Raw genomic sequence first — 21,742 nt, forward strand, 5'->3', positions numbered from 1 at the left:
TGAGTGCCCTTGTCGTCACGCTGCCGGCGTGTCGCGGCGGGATCTGTTTCGCGCGTCCGAGGTGCCCGACGACCGCCCGGAAAAGGCCCTGGACATGCTCCGCCGCAGCGTCGGACCAGGCACCGGAACGAGCGACGCCAGGCCAACCGACGTGCGGGTTGGACCGACGTGGAAGGTGGACCGGCGCATCGTTGGCGTGCCTGCGCCCAGGCTCGCCGACGGCCGGCGCCACCGGCGGCGGCGCCGCGATGTCGTAGACGGTTCAGCTCGACAGTGCCCGGCGCGCCCATCCGGCCCGCAGGCAGGGCTGCCGGGTCCGCGCGGGCTTCTCTCCCGGCTCCCGTGACTCCCGCCGCGACCTCTGCTACGGCCGGGACGCACCGAGGCGGCGGGTCAGTGGTTCGGGGGGATGACGCGCAGGTGACCCCTACGGCCCGTCTGGGGGGTCGAGTTGGTGGCCTGGTCGTCCTCGGGCGGGCGCGGGGCCACCGGGCGGGCGGCCTCGCGGACGGCCTCGGCGAGGGCGACCAGATCGTCGGTGGTGGGCGGCGGGGGCTCGAACTCGCCCTCGTGCCGGACGACGTCCCAGCCGCGCGGCGCCGTCAGGCTCCGGGCGTGCGGTTCACAGAGGTCGTACGTGTGCGGCTCGGCGAACGCCGCCAACGGGCCGACCACCGCTGTCGACTCGTTGTAGACATAGGTCAGCGTGGCGACCGCTTGCCGGGGGCAGCCATTACGGGAGCAGCGCCGTGGTGACCTCACGGCGGCAGGGTATCTCCATTACCGGGTCGGGCGCACTGCTTCGCGTTGCGACACGCCCGTCACGGTGATCACAATTCGGCCCGGTCGGTCGCGCCGCGCCGCGCCGGTGCCGCTGCCGCAGGCCAGGTCGGTGCGGGCGCTAACCTTTCCTCATGACGAGCCCGGAACACCGCCGCCCCGGCCCCGGCCGGCGCGCCCACCGCGACCGGCACGGCCGCGGTCTGCGCGGGCGGCTGGTGCCGGCGACGGTGCCGTTGGCGCGTACGAAGGCGGAGATCTTCGACGATCTGGTGCTGGACACCGTCGAGACCCTCGAACGGCGGTTCGCCAAGGAGTTGGCCGGCGTCGAGTTCGCGGTGGAGGACGTCCCGCCGGACCTCAACGTCTACGACTCCGACGTGCTGGAGGACGGCGAGGTGCCGCTCGCCCGGCTGCTGCCGGGCCGGCCGGGCCGACAGGAGGTGCCGCCGCGGATCGTGCTCTACCGCCGGCCGTTGGAGTTCCGTGCGATGGATCGCGAGGACCTCGCGGATCTCGTGCACGACGTGATCATCGAACAGGTGGCCAATCTGCTCGGGGTGGACCCCGACGAGTTGGCCTGAGCCGGGCGGCCCCCACCGCCCCGGCCCGGCAACGCTCAGGCGGCCCGCCGCTTGAGCTTGCGCCGCTCCCGCTCCGAGAGCCCACCCCAGATCCCGAATCGCTCGTCGTGGCCGAGAGCGTATTCGAGGCATTCCGTCTTCACCTCGCAGCGCGAGCAGATCCGCTTCGCCTCGCGGGTCGAGCCGCCCTTCTCGGGAAAGAACGCCTCCGGATCGGTTTGGGAGCAGAGCGCCCGCTCCTGCCACTCCGGCGCGTTTCCGAGCAGGTCGGCCACCTCAAGCTGGCCGTCCATCAGATGCCTCCTTGTCGCGCACCGGCGTCATCGCCGCTGCAACCCCCCACGCGGAAGGCGTGCTTGTCCGTACGGTCCCGATTTGTTGCGTTCCGTGCGAACAACCCCATTCAAATTACACGCGTGTAATGCGTGCGCCGTCAAGCCGGACTTGATAATGGAGTCGCCCTCCCGACAACACTCCGGACGGCCACCCGACCACCCGGCCCCGCAACCTGCCCTATCGATTCAGACCCCGGCCGAGTAACGCCCTCTCCGGCGAGTTGCCCGAGTTTTCTCCCGTGGCGCCTCCCCATCGGACCGACGGGGCAGGACGATGGAGACCCTCGGAAGTCACCCACCACGATCCGTTGATCTTGGTGGGGCACAGGTTAACCCGACTTGGCGCGTACCGCCCGCCGAGCCCGGGACGGCGACCGCGCCGCGCCCACCATGTGGACGCGGTGCGTCGGCGCGAGGCGGCCTCCCCGCTTCCGGTCAGCCGCCGACACGCTGCTGCGCTGGGCGCTTCCGGCGGCGCTCCACCCGCGACGGAAATCCCGCCCGATCGAAGCGCTTCGGTCCCAACAGGCGGTACGGACACGGCCGTCGCGCCCGCCCTGACGACGGCGCGGGACGCGGAATCCGGCGTGGACGATCGCCACGGCCGTCGATGTCCATCGCGGCCGACCAGGGCGGACCGGCACGCGACCGGTCAGTGCGGATCGACACGCGACCCGTCAGGGCGGACCACCGCGCGACCCGTCAGGGCGAGACCGCCGCGCGACCGGTCCGAGCGGGCTGCCGCGCGACCCACCGGGCGGCGGCCGGGCTAGGGCCGGGGGCTGCCGTACGCCGTCGTGCGCCTGCGGGCCGGTCGACCGGCGGCCGCCGCCATGGCGATCAACTGCTCCTCGGTACGCGCCGAGCCGTTGCCGGAGCCGGCCATCCGGGAGATCGTCTCCTCCATCAGCGTGCCACCCAGGTCGTTGCAGCCGCCCCGGAGCATCACCGCCGTACCCTCGTCGCCGAGCTTCACCCACGAGCACTGGATGTTGTCGATGCGGCCGTGCAGCAGCAGCCGGGCCATCGCGTGCACGACCCGGTTCTCCCGCCATGTCGGCCCCGGGCGGGCGATGCCCGCCAGGTAGATCGGCGCGTTGGTGTGCACGAACGGCAGCGCCACGAACTCGGTGAAGCCGCCCGTACGGTCCTGCACCCCGGCCAGCACCCGGAAGTGCGCGAGCCACTGCGCGGGGTGGTCCACGTGGCCGTACATCATGGTGGAGCTGGACCGGATGCCCAGCTCGTGGGCCGTGCCGACCACGTCGACCCAGGCGGCGGCCGGCAGCTTGCCCTTGGTGAGCACCCAGCGCACGTCGTCGTCGAGGATCTCGGCGGCGGTGCCCGGGATGGTGTCCAGCCCGGCCTCGCGCAGCCCGGTCAGCCACTCCCGCACCGACACGCCGGCCTTGGCGGCGGCGGTGACGATCTCCATCGGCGAGAACGCGTGCACGTGCATCCCCGGCACCCGCGCCTTGATCGCCCGGACCAGGTCGGCGTAGATGGTCACCGGCAGCTTCGGGTCGATCCCGCCCTGGAGGCAGACCTCGCTGGCGCCGGCCGCCCACGCCTCCTCGGCCCGGTCGGCGACCTGCTCCACCGAGAGCCGGTACGCGTCGGCGTCGCGCTCCCGCTGGGCGAAGGCGCAGAACCGGCAGCCGACGTAGCAGACGTTGCTGAAGTTGATGTTGCGGTTGACCACGTACGTCACGTCGTCGCCGACCGCCGCCCGGCGGACGTCGTCGGCGAGCCGGCACAGCTCGTCCAGCGCCGGCCCGTCGGCGGCGAACAGCGCCAGCGCGGCGTCGGCGTGCCTCGGCTCCAGCAGCGCGGCCGGGTCGTCGGCCGCCAGCCGCAGACCGGCCCGCAGGTCGTCGTCGGTCCCGCCCCCGCCGCCGGCGGTGACCTTTCCGGCCACCTCGGACCAGTCGCCGTAGACGTGGTCGAAGTCGCCACGCCGGTCGCCCGTCCGCCCGGTGGTGTCGATGGTGGCGTGCAGGTCGGTCCGTCCGCCGTACGTCTCGTCGGGCTCCTGCCAGGGGCGGCCCACCGGCCGGGCGTCCTCGACGGCCAGCCCCGTCGCCGGGTCGGCCAGCGCACCGACGTGCGGCAGCAGGCGCGGGTCCAGCCACGGGTCGCCGGCCCGCACGTACGCGGGGTAGATCGTCAGCCGCTCACGCAGCGTGAATCCCGACTTCTCCGTGTGCCGGGCCAGCTCGTCGATCTGCGGCCAGGGGCGCTCCGGGTTGACGTGGTCCGGGGTCAGCGGGGACACCCCGCCCCAGTCGTCGATACCGGCGCGCAGCAGCAGGTCGTACTCGCCCGCGATGAGGTTCGGCGGGGCCTGGATGCGGGCCTTCGGCCCGAGCAGCACCCGGGTCACCGCCACCGTGGCGGCCAGGTCGTGCAGCTCGGCGTCGGGCATGCCGCGCATCGCCGTGTCCGGCTTCGCGCGGAAGTTCTGCACGATCACCTCCTGGAGGTGGCCGTACTCGCGGTGGGCCCGGCGGATCGCGAAGATCGCGTCGACCCGCTCGGCCGGGGTCTCGCCGATGCCGATCAGGATGCCCGTGGTGAACGGCACCCCGACCCGGCCCGCGTCGTCGAGCACCCGCAGCCGTACCGCCGGCTCCTTGTCCGGCGAGCCGAAGTGCGGGCCGCCGGGCTCCGACCAGAGCCGCGTCGCCGTGGTCTCCAGCATCATCCCCATGCTGGGCGCGACGGGCTTGAGCCGCTGCAACTCCGACCAGGAGAGCACGCCCGGGTTCAGGTGCGGCAGCAGCCCGGTCTCCTCCAGCACCGCCACCGCGCAGGCGCGCAGGTAGTCCAGCGTGGAGTCGTACCCGCGCTCGTCCAGCCATTGCCGGGCCGCCGGCCAGCGCTCCTCCGGCCGGTCACCGAGCGTGAAGAGGGCCTCCTTGCAGCCCTGGGCCGCGCCCGCCCGGGCGATGGCGAGGACCTCGTCGCGGTCGAGGAAGGCCGCCGGCAACCGGTGGGGCACCGTCGCGAAGGTGCAGTAGTGGCACCGGTCCCGGCACAGCCGGGTGAGGGGAATGAAGACCTTCTTCGAGTACGTGACCACCCCCGGCCGCCCAGCCTCGCGCAGCCCGGCGTCGCGCACGGCGCCCGCCACGTCCAGCAGTTCGTCCAGCGCCCCGCCCCGGGCGGCCAGCAGCGCGGCGGCCTCGTCGACGTCCAGCGTCCGCCCGGTCGCGGCCCGGTGCAGTGCCCGCCGCACGCTCGCGTCGGTCGGGCCGGGCACGGTGCGATCAACCATCCGCCCAGCCTAGGCGCTCATCCGGCCCGTTCCGCCCCTGCCCACCTGGGCCCACGACGTGAACATGCGCACCCCCGCGCCCACCCTCGCCACCGTGCTGAGCCCGCCCCCGTCCTGCCGGCCCGCCCTCGCCGCGCCGACCAGCCCCTCGCCATGCTGGCCCGCCCCTCGCCATGCTGGAGTGGGTGGGACGGCGAGCGCCCCGCACGGTGGGCCGTGCGGGGCGCTCGGGTGGGACGTGGCCGCGATCAGCGAGGGGCGTCCGGGTTGTCGCCGGGATCGATGCGCTGGGTGCGGTCGGTCTCGTCGCCGGTGGGACGCGGGATCGCCTGGGTGGGCTCGGCGTGCTCGACGGGCTGGCGCGGGATCGCCTGGGTGGGGTCGGCCGAGGGCGGCGGGCCGAACGGCGGGGCGCTCTGCGGCTGGCCGAACGGCGGCGCGGGAGTGGCCGGGGGCGCGGACTGCGGCGCCGGAGCCGGGGGCGCCGACTGCGGTGCCGGGGCGAACGGCGAACCCTGCTGCGGGCCGCCGGCGAACGGCGCGGGCTGCTGACCGTACGGGGCGCCGTAGGGGCCCGGCGCCTGCCAGGCGCCCTGCTGGCCGGGGACCTGCTGACCCGGAACCTGCTGCCCGGGGACCTGCTGGCCCGGGGCGGGGTAGCCGCCCTGCTGCTGGGGCCACCCGGGCTGCGGCTGCCCGTACACGCCGGGCTGGGGCTTCGGCTTGGGCACGTGGTAGAGGGTGCGCCAGATCTTGAACACGACGTACGCGGCGACCGCGAAGAGCGCCAGCCAGGCCACGCGGCTGAGCAGGCCCAGGAAGGCGTCGAGGATCTCGCCCTCGGCCAGCCGGTCGACCGTCCAGAAGAGGAAGGTCAGCCCGCCGAACAGGGCGCTGACGGCGTACTCGCCCAGGGCGACCTGGGTGATCAGCTTCGCCTTCGGCACCGGGGGCTTCACGTGCGTGGCGAGCAGTACGGCCAGCAGCGGCAGGAAGACCGCCTCCACGCCGACGAAGGCGAAGAAGGCGCTGCCCGCCCGGCCGCCGAATGTGCTGTACTCGGTCGGCGTCACCAGCCGGATCAGGCCGACGAAGAGGAACACGGCGTTCGCGCCGAGGAGCACGAACGCGGCGAGTTCACGCAGCGGCTTGGTCAGCTGGCTGGCCTGCGTCGCGTCGTTGGACGCGGGCTCGGCGGGGCTGGTCACGGGATCCCCCTCGGGGCGAATGCGGACGGTTGCCGACGTGAGCCTAGTCTCCCCGCCCACCGGCGGACCGGAGGCGGCCCGTGCGCGAGGATGGGCGGATGCGCATCGTGGTTCTGACGGGCGGCATCGGAGGCGCTCGCTTCCTGGTCGGCGTGCGGGCGTACGCCCGCGAGGTCGGCGCCGAGGTGACCGCCGTGGTCAACGTCGGCGACGATCTGCTCCTGCACGGGCTCAAGGTCTGCCCCGACCTGGACAGCGTCATGTACACGCTGGGTGGCGGCGCCGACCCCGAGCGGGGCTGGGGGCGCGTCGGCGAGAGCTGGACGGTCAAGCAGGAGCTCGCCGCGTACGGCGCCGAGCCCACCTGGTTCGGGCTCGGCGACAAGGACGTCGCCACCCACCTGGTGCGGACCACGATGGTCAACGCCGGCTACCCGCTGCACTCGGTCACCGAGGCGCTCGCCGAACGCTGGCAGCCCGGCGTACGCCTGCTGCCGGCGACCGACGACCGGCTGGAGACGCACGTGGTGGTGGAGCTCGACGGCGGCCAGCGGGCGATCCACTTCCAGGAGTGGTGGGTGCGCCACCGCGGCGACGTCCCCACCCACCGGTTCGTCTTCGTCGGCGCGGAGACCGCCCGGCCCGCGCCCGGCGTGCTGGAGGCGATCGCCGGGGCCGACGTGGTGCTCATCGCGCCGAGCAACCCGGTGGTGAGCGTCGCCCCGATCCTGGCCGTGCCCGGGCTGCGCGAGGCGGTCGCCGACGGTCCCGCCCCGGTGGTCGGCGTGTCGCCGATCATCGGCGGCGCGCCGGTGCGCGGCATGGCCGACCGCTGCCTGGCGGTGCTGGGGGTGGAGTGCAGCGCGGCCGGCGTGGGGCGGCTCTACGGCGGTCGGCCGGCGGGCGGGCTGCTCGACGGCTGGCTGGTCGCCGAGGAGGACGCCGGCGCCGTGGTGCCGGAGGTGACGGTCCGCGCGGCACCGCTGCGGATGACCGACGAGGCGGCGACGGCGGCCATGGTCCGCGCCGCGCTGGAGCTGACGTGAGGTTGGAGATCCTGCCGGTGCCGGGCATCGGCCACGTGTCCGAGGGCGACGACCTGGCAGCCCTGATCGCCACCGCCGCGCCCTGGCTGCGCGACGGCGACGTGCTGGTGGTGACCAGCAAGATCGTCTCGAAGGCGGAGGGCCGCCTGGTCGACGTCCCGGCGGACGGCCCGGAGCGGCTCGCCGCGCGGGACGAGGTGCTGGCTGCCGAGACGGCACGGGTGGTGGCCACCCGGGGCGCCACCCGGATCGTGCAGACCCACCACGGCTTCGTGATGGCGTCGGCGGGCATCGACGCCTCGAACGTCGACAAGACCCGGCTCGTCCTGCTCCCCGAGGACCCGGACGCCTCGGCCCGGGCGCTGCGCGCCGCCCTGCGCGAGCGCCACGGCGTGGACGTCGCGGTGATCGTCAGCGACACGATGGGCCGGCCCTGGCGCAACGGGCTGACCGACGTCGCGCTCGGTGTCGCCGGGATGGACGCGATCCGCGACCACCGGGGCGAGGTCGACCCGTACGGCAACGAGCTCCAGCTCACCCAGATGGCGGTGGTGGACGAGCTGGCCGGCGCGGGCGAGCTGATCAAGGGCAAGTGTGACCAGATGCCGGTGGCGGTGGTACGCGGCTACCTCACCGCCCCCCGGCCGGACGATGGTGTCGGCGCGTCGGCGCTGGTCCGGGACGCGTCCATGGACCTGTTCTCGCTGGGCACCGCCGAGGCGAAGGCCGCCGGGCTGGCCGCCGCCGCCACCCTGGCGGACGGCCTCAACCCGACCCCGCCCGACCCGGCGGCCGTACGCCGGGCGATCGGCGCGGTCGCGGGGGTCGTCGCGCCCGGCACGGTCTTCAGCCTGGTAGGCGACGAGGAGGCCCGCGCCGGGCTGACCGCCCGGGTGCCCGGGTGGCCGGCGGAGGCGACGACGCTGGTGCTCGGTTCTCCGGCCACCCCGGCCGGCCCGGTCGATCTGGTCCGCTTCGGCGCCGACCTGCAACGTTTCCGCACCGCCCTGGCGACCGAGGGCGTCGCCTCCCTGCTGCTGCCCCCACCCCCCGGCACCACCGCCAGCGCCGCCCTGGCCCTGTGACGGCCCGCGCGCTCAGGAGTTGAGCATCGACCGCCCCAGCGGGGTCAGGGTGTGCAGGACGGTGTTGCGGTCGCGCTGGCTGACCAGGAGGCCGGCGTTGCGCAGCACGGTGGTGTGCTGGCTCGCCGCGGCGGCCGAGATGTTGAGCCGGCGGGCCACCTCGCCGGTGGTGCAGCCGTCGTCGCTGGCCGCCAGGACGGCGGCCCGGGTACGCCCCAGCAGCGCGGCCAGCGCCTCCCGCCCCGGGTCGGGCGTGCCGACGCCGCCGCCCTCGCCGGGGGCCGGCAGCAGGCCGCCGAGCCGGTCCACCGGATAGACCAGGACCGGCGGCAGCGCCGGGTCGAGCAGGGCGACCGGTGTCGACGCGCAGAAGAACGACGGCACCAGCAGCAGCCCGCGCCCGCCCAGGTGCAGCTCCCGACTGTGCGGGTAGTCGCGGATCTCCAGCACCCCCGACTCCCACCGCATGGCCGGCCGCAGGCTGCCCAGCAGCCCTTCCACCCCGCCGTCGAGCAGGGCCCGGGCCCGCCGGGCCCGGTCGGCCTCCACCGCCGCCTGGATCCGGGTCCAGTACGGATCGATGGCCAGGCCGCGGTAACGCTCCATCGCGCCGGTCAGGTCGCGCAGCGTGTCCGGCTCGCCCCGGGCCAGCGGAGCGGCGCCGGCCGGCAGGGAACTGCCGGCGGCGAGCAGCGCCAGGTCGCGTTGCAGCAGCGCCACGGGGGTGCTGCGGACCGCCTCCATGCCGGCCTCGAACCCCGACATGCTCTGGTACGGGGTGAGGAAGTCCGGGAAGTAGCCGCGGGGCGGGTTGAGCGTCAGGAGCAGCCGCAGCCCCGCCGAGTCACTGCCCTCACGCAGGCCGCGCGTCACGCTGCGCCGCCAGCCCGCCAGCAGCGGGTCCCGGCCACGGCCGGGCAGCAGGTGCAGGCTGAGAACCAGCTCCCACACCGGGTCCGCCGCCGGAGCCACCCGGGTCCGGAGGATGTCCTCGGCGGAAAAGTAGATCTTCAGCATGGACGGCTCCCGCGTCGCCCGGCAGGGGGGATGCCTGGCAACCGTTTGCACTGTACCTGGCCGGCACTTATCTCCGTTTTTAAGCGTGGGCTGAAAGACCTCGACGTCCCCCGGGGCCGTTGGGCATGCTTCCACTGCCCGCGCACGGGGGCGGGTGCTTCACCCGACACGCCCGGAACCGGGCACCCGGGGGCGGGGAAGACCGGCGGCCGGGCGACACCACGAGGGTCTGCGGCCTTGCTCCGCGGAGGTGTCGTCCGGTCGTCGGCCACCGCCGGTCAACCGACCCAGAGCGCCACCCGATGGTCCTCGTCGGTGACGTAGAAGCTCTGCCCGTCGCACTCGGCCACCCCCTCCACGTGGTGGAACGGCGCCAGCTCGGCCACCACCTGGCCGGGGACCAGGTGCCCGTCGCCGGGCGGGGGAAACCGGACGTGCCGGGAGGTGACCTCGCCGCCGGCCGGATGGTCGTCGAGCAGCACCGAGCCCTTGCCCAACGCGTCGATCGACCCGACGATCGCCGCGTAGCCGCCGTCGTCCGTGGGCGTGATCGCCCGGAAGCCGGCCAGCGCGCCGGGTGGCGTCACCCCCGTCAGGACGTACGCCCCCGACGCCTGCGGCCAGCTCGGCACGGGGTCGAACATGCCCGGCACCCCGGTCAGCTCGACCAGGATCGGCTCGCCGTCGGTGGTGACCGGGAAGCGCAGCCCGAGCAGGACACCGCCGGTCGGCGTGAAGGCCGCCGCCTCGACGTTCAGCGGCAGGTCGTCGGGGACGAGCCGGCTGACCCAGCCCTTCGCGCGGGCCGTGCCCCGGGCCACGGTCTCCCCGATGAACCGGGCCCGCACCCGCTCGCCCGGCGGCAGCGGGATGAACGCCGCCTTGAGCAGGGCGTCGTTGACCGCCCGGTGCAGCCGGAACCGGTTACGCACCACCTGCACCGGTAAGCGGCCCGCCGCCGCGTCGTCCTCACGGAACCGGGCCACGAAGGCGCGTCGCGGGCGCAGCGGCCCCGCCTTCGAGCCGAAGTGGGAGCCGAAGACGTACACCCAGCCGTCGTGGTGGGCCAGCGCCTCGCCGTCCTCCGTACGGCCGTTCTCCGCCCCCGCGTCGGCGGCCACGTGGTGGGCGACCCAGCGGCCGTCGTCCAGCTCCAGCAGCAGGGCCAGGCACTGCTCCACCGGCCCCTCGTCCAGCACGGTCCAGAAGCCGCGCCGGGCACCGTGCGCCCGCAGCAGCGGCGCGGAGCGCACCGGCAGCAGATCGCTGGCCTCGTTGCCGGCCACGACGAACTCCAACAGTCGCAAGGTCACCCGGCCAGGGTACGAAGCGCCGGCTCGTACAGTGTCGGCATGGCCGACTCCCCCACCGCCGCCGCCTCCCGACCGTCGCCGGACGCGGAGGCGCGGACTGCGCCGCCCACCGAGACGCCCACGGCCCCGCACGCCGGGGCGGATCAGGCGCGGCACGCCGTAGCGGACGAGGCGCGGCACGCCGAGGCGCACACGGCGCTGCACGCCGACGCCCTCGCGACGCTGAGCCGCTGGGAGCCCACCGGCCCGGACGCCGCCGAGGCGCGCGACCGCACCCTGGCGCTGCTGGCCGCCGGGCCGGTGGCGATGAGCCGGACGCACCGGCCCGGGCACGTCACGGCGAGCGCGCTGGTCCTCGACGCCACCGGGTCACGGGTGCTGCTCTGCCTGCACGGCAAGTTCCGGCGGTGGGTGCAGCTCGGCGGGCACTGCGAGCCGGTCGACCGGACCCTCGCCGCCGCCGCCCTGCGCGAGGCGGGTGAGGAGTCCGGCATCGCCGGCCTGCGGATCGACCCGGTACCGATCGACGTCGACATCCACCCGGTGAGCTGCCAGGGCGGTTCGCTGCACCACGACGTACGCTTCGCCGTGCTCGCCCCGCCCGGCGCGGTGGAGCGGGTCAGCGAGGAGTCCGAGGCGCTCGGCTGGTTCCCGCCGGACCGGCTGCCGCAGCCGCTGGCCGGCGGGACGGCACGCCTGGTCGCCCCGGCCCTCGCGACGCTCAGACGAGCCCCTCTTCGCCCCGTTCCTTGAGCTCGTCGACGACCTTCTTGACGTCCTGCGCCCGGTCCCGTGGGCAGACCAGCAGCGCGTCCGGCGTGTCGACGATGATCAGGTCGTGTACGCCGACGGCGGCCACCAGGCGCCCGGAGTGGGGCACCACGACCAGGGCGGTGCTGTCGCGCAGCAGCACCCCCGGCTTGGCGTCGACGCCGAGCACCACGTTGCCGTCCGCGTCGGCGGGCAGCACCTCGCCCAGCGTGTGGAAGTCGCCGACGTCGTTCCAGCCGAAGTCGCCCGGCACGGTCGCCACCCGGCCGGCGGTCGCCGCGCCCTCCATCACCGCGTAGTCGACGGAGATCTTCGGCAGCGTCGGCCAGACCGTGCCGAGCACGTCGTCCTGCTCCTCGGTGCCCCACGCCTCGGCGATCGCGACGATCCCGGCGTGCAGGGCGGGCTGCTGGCGGGCCAGCTCGGCGAGGAACACGTCGACCCGCCAGACGAACATGCTGGCGTTCCAGAGGTGCCGCCCGGAGCGCAGGTACGCCTCGGCCACCTCCGCGCTCGGCTTCTCCTTGAACTCGGCGACCGGCCGCAGCGGGCCCCCGTCGACCGGGTCCCCGGTCTGGAGGTAGCCGTAGCCGGTCTCGGCCCGCGTCGGGGTGATGCCGACCGTCATCAGCAGGCCCCGCTCCGCGCCGCGTACCGCCTGCAGGACCACCTCCCGCCAGCGCTCCGGGTCACCGATGAGGTGGTCGGCGGCGAAGGAGCCCATCACCGCCTCCGGGTCGCGCCGCGCGATGACCGCGGCGGCCAGGGCGATCGCCGCGCACGAGTCCCGGGGCGACGGCTCGACCAGGATGTTCTCCTCCGGCACGCCGGCGAGCTGGCGTGCGACCGCCGCCACGTGCGCGGTCCCGGTGACCACCAGGGTGCGCTCGGCGGTGGTCAGCGGGCCCAGCCGGTCCACCGTCGCCTGGAGCAGCGAGGCGGTGGAACCGGTCAGCGGGTGGAGGAACTTGGGGTGGCCGGCACGGGACAGCGGCCACAACCTCGTGCCACTGCCACCCGCCGGAATGACGGCGTAGATCACCCGCACATCATGCCCGATTCGCCTGACCGGGGACGCATTCTCGCGACGCCGGTCGCGGCGGTCAGGACCGGGCCCGGCTCCAGGCGGCGATGTGCACCTCGGCGCTGGACTCCCAGGTGAACTCCTTGGCCCGGTCGAAACCGGCCTTGGCCAGGGACAACCGCCGCTGCTCGTCGTCGAGCAGGGCGGCCAGGTCGGTGGCGATCTGGTCGGGCGCCTCGCTGGTGTACGCGACCGCGTCGCCGCCCACCTCCGGCAGCGACAGCCGGGGCGTGGTCAGCACCGGGGCGGCGCACGCCATCGCCTCCAGGATCGGCAGGCCGAAACCCTCCCCGTAGGACGGATAGGCGGCCACCAGGGCCCCGCCGAGGAAGCCGGGCAGGTCCCCGTAGCGGAGGTAACCCGGGCGGAGCAGCCGCAGGTGCGACGGGACCTCCGCCACCGCGCGGTCGATGTCGTCGTCGTGCCCCTGGCCACCGGCGATCACCAGGGCCGGCGGGTCCTCCCGCTCGGCCACCGCGCGCGCCCAGCCGCGGATCAGGTTCGGCACGTTCTTGCGCGGCTCCTTGGCGCCCAGGAAGGCCACGTAGTTGGTGCCGCCCAGCCCCAGCCGGGCCCGGACCCGGGCCTTCTCCTCGTCGCTGGGCGCGTGGAAGGCGGCGTGGTCGACGCCGTGGTACGCGACGTCGATCCGGGTGGGATCGGCGTCGAGCAGCCGGATCAGCTCGTCGCGGGTGGCCTTGCTCGGCACGATCACCCGGTTGGCGCGGCGCAGGGACGTCTTGATCGCGCTGCGGAAGAAGGTGCGCCGCGACTTGTCGTAGTGCTCCGGCTCGGTGAAGAACGTCGCGTCGTGCACGGTCACCGTGACGGGACAACCGGCGCGCAGCGGGCAGGTGTAGAAGGGCGAGTGCAGCACCTGCGCGCCCACCTGCTGGGCGAGCAGCGGCAGACCCGTCTGCTCCCAGGCGAGCCGGGCGGGGCGGTGCGCGACGGCGGCCGGGGCCGGGATGATCTCCGCGCCGGGCAGCATCCGGGTGTAGCGCTCCAGGTCGGTGCGGAGACAGACGACAGCCAGCTCCACCCCCGACCCGCACACCTTGCCGAGGGCGCCGAGCAGGCCGTCGACGTATCGACCGACACCACCACGGTCGACGGGGACACTCGTGGCGTCGATGAGCACGCGGGGCGGGCGACCGGCGGTCACGGGGCGACTCCTTGAACTGACGGGCCTGTGGGGAACAACACTCCGGCAAGCCTACGCCGGAGCGCGGCGCCCACGCTGACTGCGACCCGACGGTACGCCGACTTGTCGCCGTCATCGAGTACGGCCGCCGGGGGCGTATCGTTCGCGCCGATGGCCGACAACATTGCCCGGGTCTTCGCCGACGCGATCGCGACCGACCCGACCAGACCGCTGCTGACCTGGTACGACGACGCCACGGGCGAGCGGACCGAACTCTCCGGCGCCACGCTGGCGAACTGGGTGGCCAAGACGGCCAACCTGCTCGTCGACGAGGTGGCCGTGGGCCCCGGCGACGTCGCCGGGGTGGTGCTGCCCCCGCACTGGCAGACCGCCGCGGTGCTGCTCGGCTGCTGGTCGGCCGGGCTGACCGTCGCCGACACGCCGGGGGACGTGGACGTGCTCTTCGCCGCCGAGACGCGCCTCGACGAGGCGGCGGCCTGGTCGGCGGGCGAGCGGTACGTCCTCGCCCTGCACCCGTTCGCCCTGCCGATGCGCCAGGTGCCGGCCGGCTACGCCGACTACGTCTCCGAGGTACGCGCCCACGGCGACCACTTCAGCCCGTACGCCGCCGGCGGCCCGGGCGAGGCGGCGCTGCTGGGCCGCGCGGCCGCCCGCGCGACGGAACTGGGCATCGCCCCCGGCGACCGGGTCCTGATCGACACGGGCGCGTACCCCGACCCGGCCGACTGGCTGCTCGCCCCGCTGACGGTCGGCGCCACCACGGTCCTCTGCGCCAACGCCGACCCGGCCCGCCTGCCCTCGCGGGCCACCACGGAACGCGTGACCCGCCCCCTTCGCTGACCCCGCTTCGCGGGCACCTCAACTCCGCCAGCAGAGCCCCCATATGGCAACGAACGGACATTCCGGGCTCTAGGGTGGCGCACATGGGACGTCCACCAGCGGCAGGCCGTGATCGCTACCGGCGGCTGCGCGGGTTCAACGTGCTGGTCGGGCTGATCCTGGCCGTCGAGGGCGGTTGGATGTGGGCGGCCAGCAACGACCTGTCCCTGCCGATCACCGCGTCGTACCTGACGGCCGACCCGACGACGCTGCGCGACGCCACGCTCCCGGAGGTGGCCTTCCGACTCGCCATCGGGCCGGCGGTGGCGGTCTTCCTGCTCCTCGCCGCGCTCGACCATCTCGTCACCGCGGCCCCGGGCGTGCACCGCTGGTACGCGCGCAACCTGGATCGCCGCACCAACTACGCCCGCTGGATCGAGTACTCGGTCAGCGCCTCGATCATGATCGTCCTGATCGGGCTGTTCGTGGGGATCCGCGATCTCGCGGCGGTCATCGGGATCTTCGGCGCGAACACCGCGATGATCCTGTTCGGCCTGCTGTTGGAGCGGCAGCAGGTGCCGGGACGCGCCGACTGGAGCGCCTTCTGGTTCGGTTCGCTGGTCGGCCTGGCCCCCTGGCTGGCGATCGCCGTCTACGTCGCCCAGCCGCCGGAGATCCCCGGCTTCGTCTGGGCGATCATCGTCATCCAGTTTCTCCTCTTCGCGAGCTTCGCGCTCAACATGGCACTGCAGTACGCCCAGCGCGGTCGATGGCGTGACTACCGCTACGGCGAGGTCTCGTACATCCTGCTCAGCCTCGTGGCCAAATCCGCGCTGGCCTGGCTCATCTACGCCAACGTGCTGCGCACCTGACCACGGTGCTCGGCGAGGGTGGCGAAGGCCGTCAGGGACTCCGGGTTGGCCAGGGCGCCCCGGGCCGCCGCCGAGTCCACCGGGGTGCCGGTGAGGATCTTCTTCACCGGGACCTCCAGCTTCTTGGCCGACAGGGTGCGCGGGACGGCCCGCACCTGGTGGATCTCGTCCGGCACGTGCCGGGGCGACAGGGCGGTACGCAGCTCGCGGCAGATCTTCTTCCGCATCGCGTCGTCCAGCTCCAGCCCCTCGGCGAGCACCACGAACAGCAGCAGCTCACCGGCGCCGCCCTCGTCGTCCTCCAGGTGCACGACCACCGAGTCGACGACCTCGTCGAGCCCCTCGACCACCGAGTAGAACTCGGCGGTGCCGAGGCGTACGCCGCCCCGGTTGAGGGTGGCGTCGGAGCGGCCCGTGATCACGCAGCCGCCCCGGTCGTTGATCGTGATCCAGTCGCCGTGCCGCCAGACGCCCGGATAGAGGTCGAAGTACGCCTCCCGGTAGCGGCTGCCGTCCGGGTCGTTCCAGAAGCCCACCGGCATGCTCGGCATCGGCTCGGTGATCACCAGCTCGCCCAGCTCGCCGATCACCGGGGTCCCGTCGGCGGACCGGGCCTCCACCTTGGCGCCGAGCGCCCGGCAGGTGATCTCCCCGGCGTGCACCGCCAGCAGCGGCACGCCGCCGACGAAGCCGGTGCACACGTCCGTGCCGCCGGAGAGCGACTGGAGCTGAAGGTCGTCGCCGACCGTCTCGTACACCCAGGTGAAGCCCTCGGCGGGCAGCGGCGCGCCGGTCGAGCCGACCCCGCGCAGCGCGGACAGGTCGGCGGTCTCCTTCGGCACCAGCCCGGCCTTGCGGCAGGCCAGCAGGAACGGCGCGGAGGTGCCGAAGTACGTGGTGCCGGTCTCCTCCGCCAGCCGCCACAGCGCGCCCAGGTCCGGGTGGCCCGGGTTGCCGTCGAAGAGCACGATCGTCGCGCCCACCGCCGGCCCGGAGACCAGGAAGTTCCACATCATCCAGCCGGTGGTGGTGAACCAGAAGAACCGGTCCGCCGGGCCCAGGTCGTGGTGCAGGGCCAGCATCTTCAGGTGCTCCAGCAGGATGCCGCCGTGGCCGTGCACGATGGGCTTCGGCAGCCCGGTGGTGCCGGAGGAGTAGAGCACGTAGAGCGGGTGGTCGAAGGCGACCGGGGTGAACGTCAGCGGCTCGTCGGTGTCGGCGGCCAGCTCCGACCAGGCCAGCGCGCCCTCGAACGGGGCCAGCGTCCGGTCCGTGGCGCCACCCGAGGGCGCGGGGGCCGGGTCGAGGTAGGCGATGCCGACGGTGTGTTCCAGCGACGGCAGGGCGGCCCGGATCGCGGCCACCTCGGCGCGCCGGTCGACCGGCTTCTCGCCGTAGCGGTAGCCGTCCACCGCGACCAGTACCTTCGGCTCGATCTGCTGCCACCGGTCGGTGACGCTGCGGGTGCCGAACTCCGGCGCGCAGGAGGAGAAGATCGCGCCCAGGCTGCTGGTGGCGAGCAGGAGCACGTACGTCTCGGGGATGTTGGGCGCGTAGGCGGCGACCCGGTCGCCGGCGGTGACGCCGAGCCGGCGCAGCCCGGCGGCCACCCGGCGTACCTGCTCGCGCAGCTCGGCGGCGGTGAGGGTGACCGGCGCCCGGGTCTGGCCGTGCGCGATCACCACCGGGTCGTCGTCGGCCCGGCCGGGCATCCGCAGCACGTTCTCGGCGTAGTTGAGGGTGGCGCCGGGGAACCACCTGGCCCCGGGCATCCCGCGGTCGGTCAGCGTGGCCGTCGGCGGGGTGTGCGCCACCACCTCGAAGTGGTCCCAGACCGACCGCCAGAACGCGTCGAGGTCCGTGACCGACCAGCGCCACAGCTCGTCGTAGTCGGCGAAGTCCAGCCCCCGGTGCTCACGCAGCCAGCGCAGGTAGCTCCCGATCCGGGACCGCTCGCGTACGTCCGCCGGCGGCGCCCACAGCACGTCACCCACTGCTCCACCCTCCCCTGGCCCCGCACGACACTGTGAAATGGGCCGTGGCGCCATCTTGCCCTACCTCAGAGCGCCATTCTCCGCACCCGACCTCCGCCGGCGCACGTGCGGAGCCCACATGCCCCGGCCCCACCCTGTGTGGGCGGGCCTGGCGGACGCGTCAGCCGGCGCGGTGGGCCTGGATGGCGCGGCGGCGGGCCAGTCGGTGGGCACGGCGGATCTCCGCCTCCCGGAACCGGCGCTCGTCCTCCGGGCTCTCCGCCAGCACCGGCCGGACCGCCCGGGGCGCGCCGCCGAGGTCGACGCCCACGAAGACGAGGTACGCGGTGGCGACCCGCACCGGCTCGTCCTCGGCCGAGTCCCACCGCTCCGCCACGACCCGGACCCCGACCTCCATGGAGGTCTGCCCCGTCCAGTTCACCTGTGCGTGCGCGTGCAGCAGGTCACCGACCCGGACCGCCTCGGTGAAGACGATCTCGTCGATGGCGGCGGTGACCGCCGTACCGCCGCTGTGCCGGGCCGCGGCGGCCCCCGCCACGTCGTCGATGAACTTCATCAGCACGCCGCCGTGCACGGTGCCGTAGAGGTTGACGTCGACCGCGGTCATGATCCGGCTCAGGGTGACCCGGGAGTAGGAGGTCGGCTTGCCGGCCGGCGCGGTGGAGGGGTGCTCGGTCATGTCGAAGACGGTACGGTGCGCGGATGCGACATCTCTGGAGCTTCCTCGCGGGGTTGGTGGTGGTGCCCGTCACGTGGGTGCTGGTCACCCTCGGGCAGGACGGGTCGGCGGGCACCGTCGGCCGTTGGGTCGAGATCGGCACGTCGAACTCGGCCAATCTCATCGAGCCCGCCGTGTACCTCGCCGTCGGCGGGATCCTGCTCGGCCTGCTCGGCACGCTGCGCACCTCGCCGCTCGGCCCCCTCGTGGCCGGGCTGCTGCTCGCCGCCCCGTACGTGGGGATGTTCGTCGCGCCCTTCGAGGTGCGGGACCGCATCCCGGACGGCTGGAAGGTCTTCGGCGACCCCCTGCCGCTGCACCTGCCGGTCGAGAACGGCACGCTCTTCCTGATCGGCCTGCTGCTGCTCGTGGCCACCTTCAGCGGGCAGCGCTGGCGGCGCTGGCCCCGACCGGTGACCGAGCCGACGCCGGCGCCCGCCGAGGGGCCGGAGCGCAGCGACTTCACGCTGACCGACTGGCCGCCGGCCGAGCCGGCCGACCGGGACACCGCGCCGCCGAGCCTCGGCTACCCGGACCCGACGCCGACCGAGCCGCTGCCGCGCCGCACCGGCGGGGGGTCGCCGTGGTCGGCGCCGCCGCGCTCCGGCAACCGGCCGGAAGAGGACACCACGACCGAGATCCGGTGAGGACGCGGGCGGGCCGGTCGTCCGGCCCGCCCGCCGACCGGTCAGCCCTTCAGGAGCTGACGGGCCATCACGATGCGCTGCACCTGGTTGGTGCCCTCGTAGATCTGGGTGATCTTGGCGTCCCGCATCATCCGCTCGACCGGGTAGTCCCGGGTGTAGCCGTAGCCGCCGAGCAGCTGCACCGCGTCGGTGGTGATCTCCATGGCCGCGTCCGAGGCGAAGCACTTGGCCGCCGCGCCGAAGTAGGTCAGGTCGGCGTCGCCCCGCTCGGACTTGCCGGCCGCCGTGTACGTGAGCTGCCGGGCCGCCTCCAGCTTCATGCCCATGTCGGCGAGCATGAACTGCACGCCCTGGAACTCGGCGACCGCCTTGCCGAACTGCTTGCGCTCCTGGACGTACCCCTTGGCGTAGTCGAGCGCGCCCTGGGCGATGCCGACGGCCTGCGCGGCGATGGTGACCCGCGTGTGGTCCAGGGTCTTCATCGCGGTGCCGAAGCCGGTGCCCTCGGCGCCGATCATGCGGTCCGCCGGGATCCGGACGTTGTCCAGGTAGACCTCGCGGGTCGGCGAGCCCTTGACGCCGAGCTTCTTCTCCGGGGCGCCGAAGCTGACCCCCGGGTCGGACTTCTCGACCACGAAGGCGGAGATGCCCCGGGACCGGGCCGCCGGGTCGGTCACCGCGAAGACCGTGTAGAACTCGGAGACCCCGGCGTTGGTGATCCAGCGCTTCACGCCGTTGAGCACCCAGTGATCGCCGTCACGCACCGCGCGGGTGGTCATCGACGCCGCGTCGCTGCCCGCCTCCGGCTCGGAGAGGCAGTACGAGAACATCGCGTCGCCCGCCGCGACCGGGGTCAGGTACTTCCGCTTCAGCTCCTCGGAGCCGGCCAGCAGCAGCGGCATCGTGCCGAGCTTGTTGACCGCCGGGATCAGCGAGGACGAGGCGCAGGCGCGCGCCACCTCCTCGATCACGATGGCCGTGGCCAGGGCGTCCGCGCCCGCGCCGCCGTACTCGACGGGGATGTGTGGGGCGTGGAAGTCGGCGGCCCGCAGGGCGTCGTAGGACGCCTTCGGGAACTCGCCGGTCTCATCGGCCTCGGCGGCGTGCGGCGCCACCTTGGCCGCACAGACCTCACGGACCGCCTCCCGGATCGCCTCGTGTTCCTCGGGCAACCGGTAGACGTCGAACGACTGCTCTGCGGCCATGTCGGCCCCTCCCCTTCACCGCTATCATGCGCAGTCTGTAGCGTCTCCTGACCGCCGACGGCGCAGACTGAAGGATAGCGACAGAGTTCAGGTGATGTTACCGCCGCGTAGCCTCGAACGTGGCAGAGCGCCGAAGCCGCCCGGCGACGATGGAACCGACAGACGTTAGAGTCCCTCCGGTGCCCGCCCAGGCGCCGCAGCAGAACGCGACGCGACGACGCGACGCCAGCGCGAGCGGAGAAGACAGGCGTGACGATCCCGTACCCCAACACCCAGCCGATGCCCGCCATCGCCGCGGTGACGCCCCCCTCCGGTGCGCAGCGACCGCGGGTGACCTTCCTGGGCACCGGCTACCTCGGTGCGACCTACGCCATCTGCTACGCCGAGCTCGGCTACGAGGTGCTCGGCTTCGACGTCGACGCCGACAAGATCGCCATGCTGAACGCCGGCGAGGTGCCGATCCACGAGCCCGGCCTCGACGAGCTGCTCAAGCGCAACCTGGGCGCCGGGCGGCTGCGATTCAGCACGGACATCGCCGAGGTCGCCGAGTTCGGTGACGTGCACTTCATCTGCGTCGGCACGCCGCAGCGCGCCGACGGGATGGGCGCCGACCTGTCGTACGTCGAGGCGTCGGTCACCAGCCTGGCCCAGCACCTGACCCGCAAGGCGCTCATCGTCGGCAAGTCGACCGTGCCGGTCGGCACCGCCGAGTGGGTGGAGCAGCTGGTCAGCAAGCACACCCCCACCGATCTGGGGGTCGAGGTGGCGTGGAGCCCGGAGTTCCTCCAGGAGGGCTTCGCCGTCGACGACGTGCTGCGGCCCAACCGGATCGTCGTCGGCGTCAAGAGCGAGTGGGCCAACGGCATGCTCTACGCCGCCCACAAGGGCGTCTTCGACCTGGCCGCCACCGAGGACCGCGAGGTGCCCCTCGTGGTCACCGACTTCGCCACCGCCGAGCTGGTCAAGGTCGCCGCGAACGCCTTCCTCGCCACCAAGATCTCCTTCATCAACGCGATGGCCGAGGTCTGCGAGGCCTCCGGCGGCGACGTCACCCACCTCGCCCGGGCCATCGGCTTCGACCCGCGCATCGGCAACCGGTTCCTCCAGGCCGGGCTCGGCTTCGGCGGCGCCTGCCTGCCCAAGGACATCCGGGCGTTCCAGGCCCGCGCCCAGGAGTTGGGCGCCGGGGAGGCGCTGCGCTTCCTGCACGAGGTCGACCTGATCAACCTGCGTCGCCGGACCCGGGTGGTCCAGCTCGCCGCCGAGCTGCTCGGCCGCCGCTCCGGGCCCGCCGGGCCCGACCTCTCCGGCATGCGCGTGGCCGTGCTCGGCGCGACCTTCAAGCCCAACACCGACGACGTACGCGACGCGCCGGCGCTCTCCGTCGCCTCGCTGCTGCGCAAGGCCGGCGCCGACGTGCACGTCTACGACCCGCAGGGCATGGAACGGGCGCGCGCGGTGGCGCCCGAGCTGGTCTACGAGCCCGGCATCAACGAGGCCGTGACCGGCGCGGACCTGGTCTGCGTACTCACCGAGTGGGCCGACTTCCGCAACGCCGACCCGGTGGCCCTCGGCGAGCTGGTCGCCGGCCGCAAGGTGGTCGACGGCCGCAACTGCCTGGACTCGGCACTGTGGACGCAGGCCGGCTGGGAGTACCGCGGCATGGGCCGCCCCTGACGATCGACGACCGACGGCCGGTCGCGGAGCACGCTCCGCGACCGGCCGTTCGCCGTCCGCATGGACGATCTTTGTCCCGGACCCGCCGACAATTGTCGAAATCCGCGCCCACATTGGGCATGCTGCGAGGGTGGGAGTCCACAGT

General features: G+C 73.8%; 19 protein-coding genes. 8 read left to right on the plus strand and 11 right to left on the minus strand.

Translation table 11 applies throughout. The features are described from left to right. Positions 1-393: 393 nt before the first annotated feature. Entirely contained in the window at positions 394-762 is a 369-nt protein-coding gene (locus AC5L34_RS08795; RefSeq protein WP_089001915.1) for a DUF3499 domain-containing protein, read from the minus strand. Positions 763-914: 152 nt separating this feature from the next. On the opposite strand from AC5L34_RS08795, the gene AC5L34_RS08800 reads away from it, so the two are divergent. Next, positions 915-1,364, plus strand: coding sequence for a metallopeptidase family protein (locus AC5L34_RS08800; RefSeq protein WP_089001916.1), 450 nt, complete (start codon positions 915-917; stop codon positions 1,362-1,364). A 35-nt stretch (positions 1,365-1,399) separates the two neighbouring features. Here the strand turns inward: AC5L34_RS08800 and AC5L34_RS08805 are convergent, their stop codons facing one another. The 3 genes from AC5L34_RS08805 to AC5L34_RS08815 all read right to left on the minus strand — a co-directional run bounded on the left by AC5L34_RS08805 (position 1,400) and on the right by AC5L34_RS08815 (position 6,184). Further along, entirely contained in the window at positions 1,400-1,657 is a 258-nt protein-coding gene (locus AC5L34_RS08805) for a WhiB family transcriptional regulator (RefSeq protein ID WP_007455784.1), read from the minus strand. A gap of 811 nt (positions 1,658-2,468) precedes the next feature. Further along, positions 2,469-4,976, minus strand: a complete 2,508-nt coding sequence (locus tag AC5L34_RS08810) for a bifunctional FO biosynthesis protein CofGH (protein ID WP_494824420.1) — start codon at positions 4,974-4,976, stop codon at positions 2,469-2,471. 248 nt (positions 4,977-5,224) lie between these two features. Further along, positions 5,225-6,184, minus strand: coding sequence for a hypothetical protein (locus AC5L34_RS08815; protein WP_494824422.1), 960 nt, complete (start codon positions 6,182-6,184; stop codon positions 5,225-5,227). 98 nt (positions 6,185-6,282) lie between these two features. Here AC5L34_RS08815 and cofD point away from each other — a divergent pair, with 98 nt between their 5' ends. Continuing rightward, positions 6,283-7,230: a 2-phospho-L-lactate transferase gene (gene cofD / locus AC5L34_RS08820; RefSeq protein ID WP_441174320.1), complete on the plus strand. Its 948-nt coding sequence runs from the start codon at positions 6,283-6,285 to the stop codon at positions 7,228-7,230. After that, entirely contained in the window at positions 7,227-8,315 is a 1,089-nt protein-coding gene (locus tag AC5L34_RS08825) for a coenzyme F420-0:L-glutamate ligase (protein WP_441174321.1), read from the plus strand. Before cofD ends, AC5L34_RS08825 begins: the two co-directional genes overlap by 4 nt. Positions 8,316-8,327: 12 nt before the next feature. On the opposite strand, the gene AC5L34_RS08830 is transcribed toward AC5L34_RS08825, so the two are convergent. Next, positions 8,328-9,332, minus strand: a complete 1,005-nt coding sequence (locus AC5L34_RS08830) for an ArsR/SmtB family transcription factor (RefSeq protein ID WP_441174322.1) — start codon at positions 9,330-9,332, stop codon at positions 8,328-8,330. 278 nt (positions 9,333-9,610) lie between these two features. Continuing rightward, a complete protein-coding gene (locus AC5L34_RS08835) occupies positions 9,611-10,645 on the minus strand; it encodes a hypothetical protein (protein ID WP_494824424.1) in 1,035 nt (344 codons plus the stop codon). A gap of 198 nt (positions 10,646-10,843) precedes the next feature. Here AC5L34_RS08835 and AC5L34_RS08840 point away from each other — a divergent pair, with 198 nt between their 5' ends. After that, positions 10,844-11,398, plus strand: coding sequence for an NUDIX hydrolase (locus AC5L34_RS08840; protein WP_441174649.1), 555 nt, complete (start codon positions 10,844-10,846; stop codon positions 11,396-11,398). Here the strand turns inward: AC5L34_RS08840 and AC5L34_RS08845 are convergent. Further along, positions 11,367-12,458, minus strand: coding sequence for a mannose-1-phosphate guanylyltransferase (locus AC5L34_RS08845; RefSeq protein WP_441174324.1), 1,092 nt, complete (start codon positions 12,456-12,458; stop codon positions 11,367-11,369). The genes AC5L34_RS08840 and AC5L34_RS08845 overlap by 32 nt on opposite strands. 61 nt (positions 12,459-12,519) lie before the next feature. Continuing rightward, positions 12,520-13,665, minus strand: a complete 1,146-nt coding sequence (locus AC5L34_RS08850) for a glycosyltransferase family 4 protein (protein WP_101414235.1) — start codon at positions 13,663-13,665, stop codon at positions 12,520-12,522. Positions 13,666-13,815: 150 nt separating this feature from the next. Between AC5L34_RS08850 and AC5L34_RS08855 the strand changes: the two genes are divergently transcribed. Together AC5L34_RS08855 and heR are read left to right on the plus strand one after the other, a co-directional pair. Then, entirely contained in the window at positions 13,816-14,505 is a 690-nt protein-coding gene (locus AC5L34_RS08855) for a TIGR03089 family protein (protein WP_441174325.1), read from the plus strand. An 83-nt stretch (positions 14,506-14,588) separates the two neighbouring features. Then, positions 14,589-15,356, plus strand: a complete 768-nt coding sequence (gene heR / locus AC5L34_RS08860; RefSeq protein ID WP_441174326.1) for a heliorhodopsin HeR — start codon at positions 14,589-14,591, stop codon at positions 15,354-15,356. Here the strand turns inward: heR and AC5L34_RS08865 are convergent. Continuing rightward, the gene (locus tag AC5L34_RS08865) at positions 15,332-17,350 is read right to left on the minus strand and encodes an acetoacetate--CoA ligase (RefSeq protein WP_494824427.1); all 2,019 of its coding nucleotides are present in this window, start codon (positions 17,348-17,350) and stop codon (positions 15,332-15,334) included. The two genes, heR and AC5L34_RS08865, sit on opposite strands and share 25 nt — an antisense overlap. A 160-nt stretch (positions 17,351-17,510) precedes the next feature. Further along, positions 17,511-18,029 carry an acyl-CoA thioesterase gene (locus AC5L34_RS08870; protein ID WP_089001929.1) on the minus strand — a complete coding sequence of 173 codons (519 nt, stop codon included), beginning with the start codon at positions 18,027-18,029 and terminating at the stop codon, positions 17,511-17,513. A 23-nt stretch (positions 18,030-18,052) separates the two neighbouring features. On the opposite strand from AC5L34_RS08870, the gene AC5L34_RS08875 reads away from it, so the two are divergent. Further along, positions 18,053-18,715 (plus strand): hypothetical protein, encoded by a 663-nt coding sequence (locus AC5L34_RS08875; protein WP_441174328.1) that lies wholly within the window; start codon positions 18,053-18,055, stop codon positions 18,713-18,715. Positions 18,716-18,756: 41 nt separating this feature from the next. Here AC5L34_RS08875 and AC5L34_RS08880 read toward each other — a convergent pair whose 3' ends face one another. Further along, positions 18,757-19,920, minus strand: a complete 1,164-nt coding sequence (locus tag AC5L34_RS08880) for an acyl-CoA dehydrogenase family protein (RefSeq protein WP_089001931.1) — start codon at positions 19,918-19,920, stop codon at positions 18,757-18,759. A 249-nt stretch (positions 19,921-20,169) separates the two neighbouring features. Here AC5L34_RS08880 and AC5L34_RS08885 point away from each other — a divergent pair, with 249 nt between their 5' ends. Continuing rightward, on the plus strand, positions 20,170-21,597 hold the full coding sequence (locus AC5L34_RS08885) for a UDP-glucose dehydrogenase family protein (RefSeq protein WP_089001932.1): 1,428 nt from the start codon (positions 20,170-20,172) through the stop codon (positions 21,595-21,597). Positions 21,598-21,742 lie beyond the last annotated feature (145 nt).

Source organism: Micromonospora sp. ZG13 (genome assembly GCF_059359355.1).

What these genes read in the sequence shown, in the direction of transcription:
- AC5L34_RS08800 (WP_089001916.1), top strand. Translation starts at nt 915, where the DNA reads ATGACGAGCCCGGAACACCGCCGCCCCGGCCCCGGCCGGCGCGCCCAC.
- AC5L34_RS08805 (WP_007455784.1), bottom strand. Translation starts at nt 1,657, where the DNA reads ATGGACGGCCAGCTTGAGGTGGCCGACCTGCTCGGAAACGCGCCGGAG.
- AC5L34_RS08810 (WP_494824420.1), bottom strand. Translation starts at nt 4,976, where the DNA reads ATGGTTGATCGCACCGTGCCCGGCCCGACCGACGCGAGCGTGCGGCGG.
- cofD (WP_441174320.1), top strand. Translation starts at nt 6,283, where the DNA reads ATGCGCATCGTGGTTCTGACGGGCGGCATCGGAGGCGCTCGCTTCCTG.
- AC5L34_RS08830 (WP_441174322.1), bottom strand. Translation starts at nt 9,332, where the DNA reads ATGCTGAAGATCTACTTTTCCGCCGAGGACATCCTCCGGACCCGGGTG.
- AC5L34_RS08855 (WP_441174325.1), top strand. Translation starts at nt 13,816, where the DNA reads ATGGCCGACAACATTGCCCGGGTCTTCGCCGACGCGATCGCGACCGAC.
- heR (WP_441174326.1), top strand. Translation starts at nt 14,589, where the DNA reads ATGGGACGTCCACCAGCGGCAGGCCGTGATCGCTACCGGCGGCTGCGC.
- AC5L34_RS08870 (WP_089001929.1), bottom strand. Translation starts at nt 18,029, where the DNA reads ATGACCGAGCACCCCTCCACCGCGCCGGCCGGCAAGCCGACCTCCTAC.
- AC5L34_RS08875 (WP_441174328.1), top strand. Translation starts at nt 18,053, where the DNA reads ATGCGACATCTCTGGAGCTTCCTCGCGGGGTTGGTGGTGGTGCCCGTC.
- AC5L34_RS08880 (WP_089001931.1), bottom strand. Translation starts at nt 19,920, where the DNA reads ATGGCCGCAGAGCAGTCGTTCGACGTCTACCGGTTGCCCGAGGAACAC.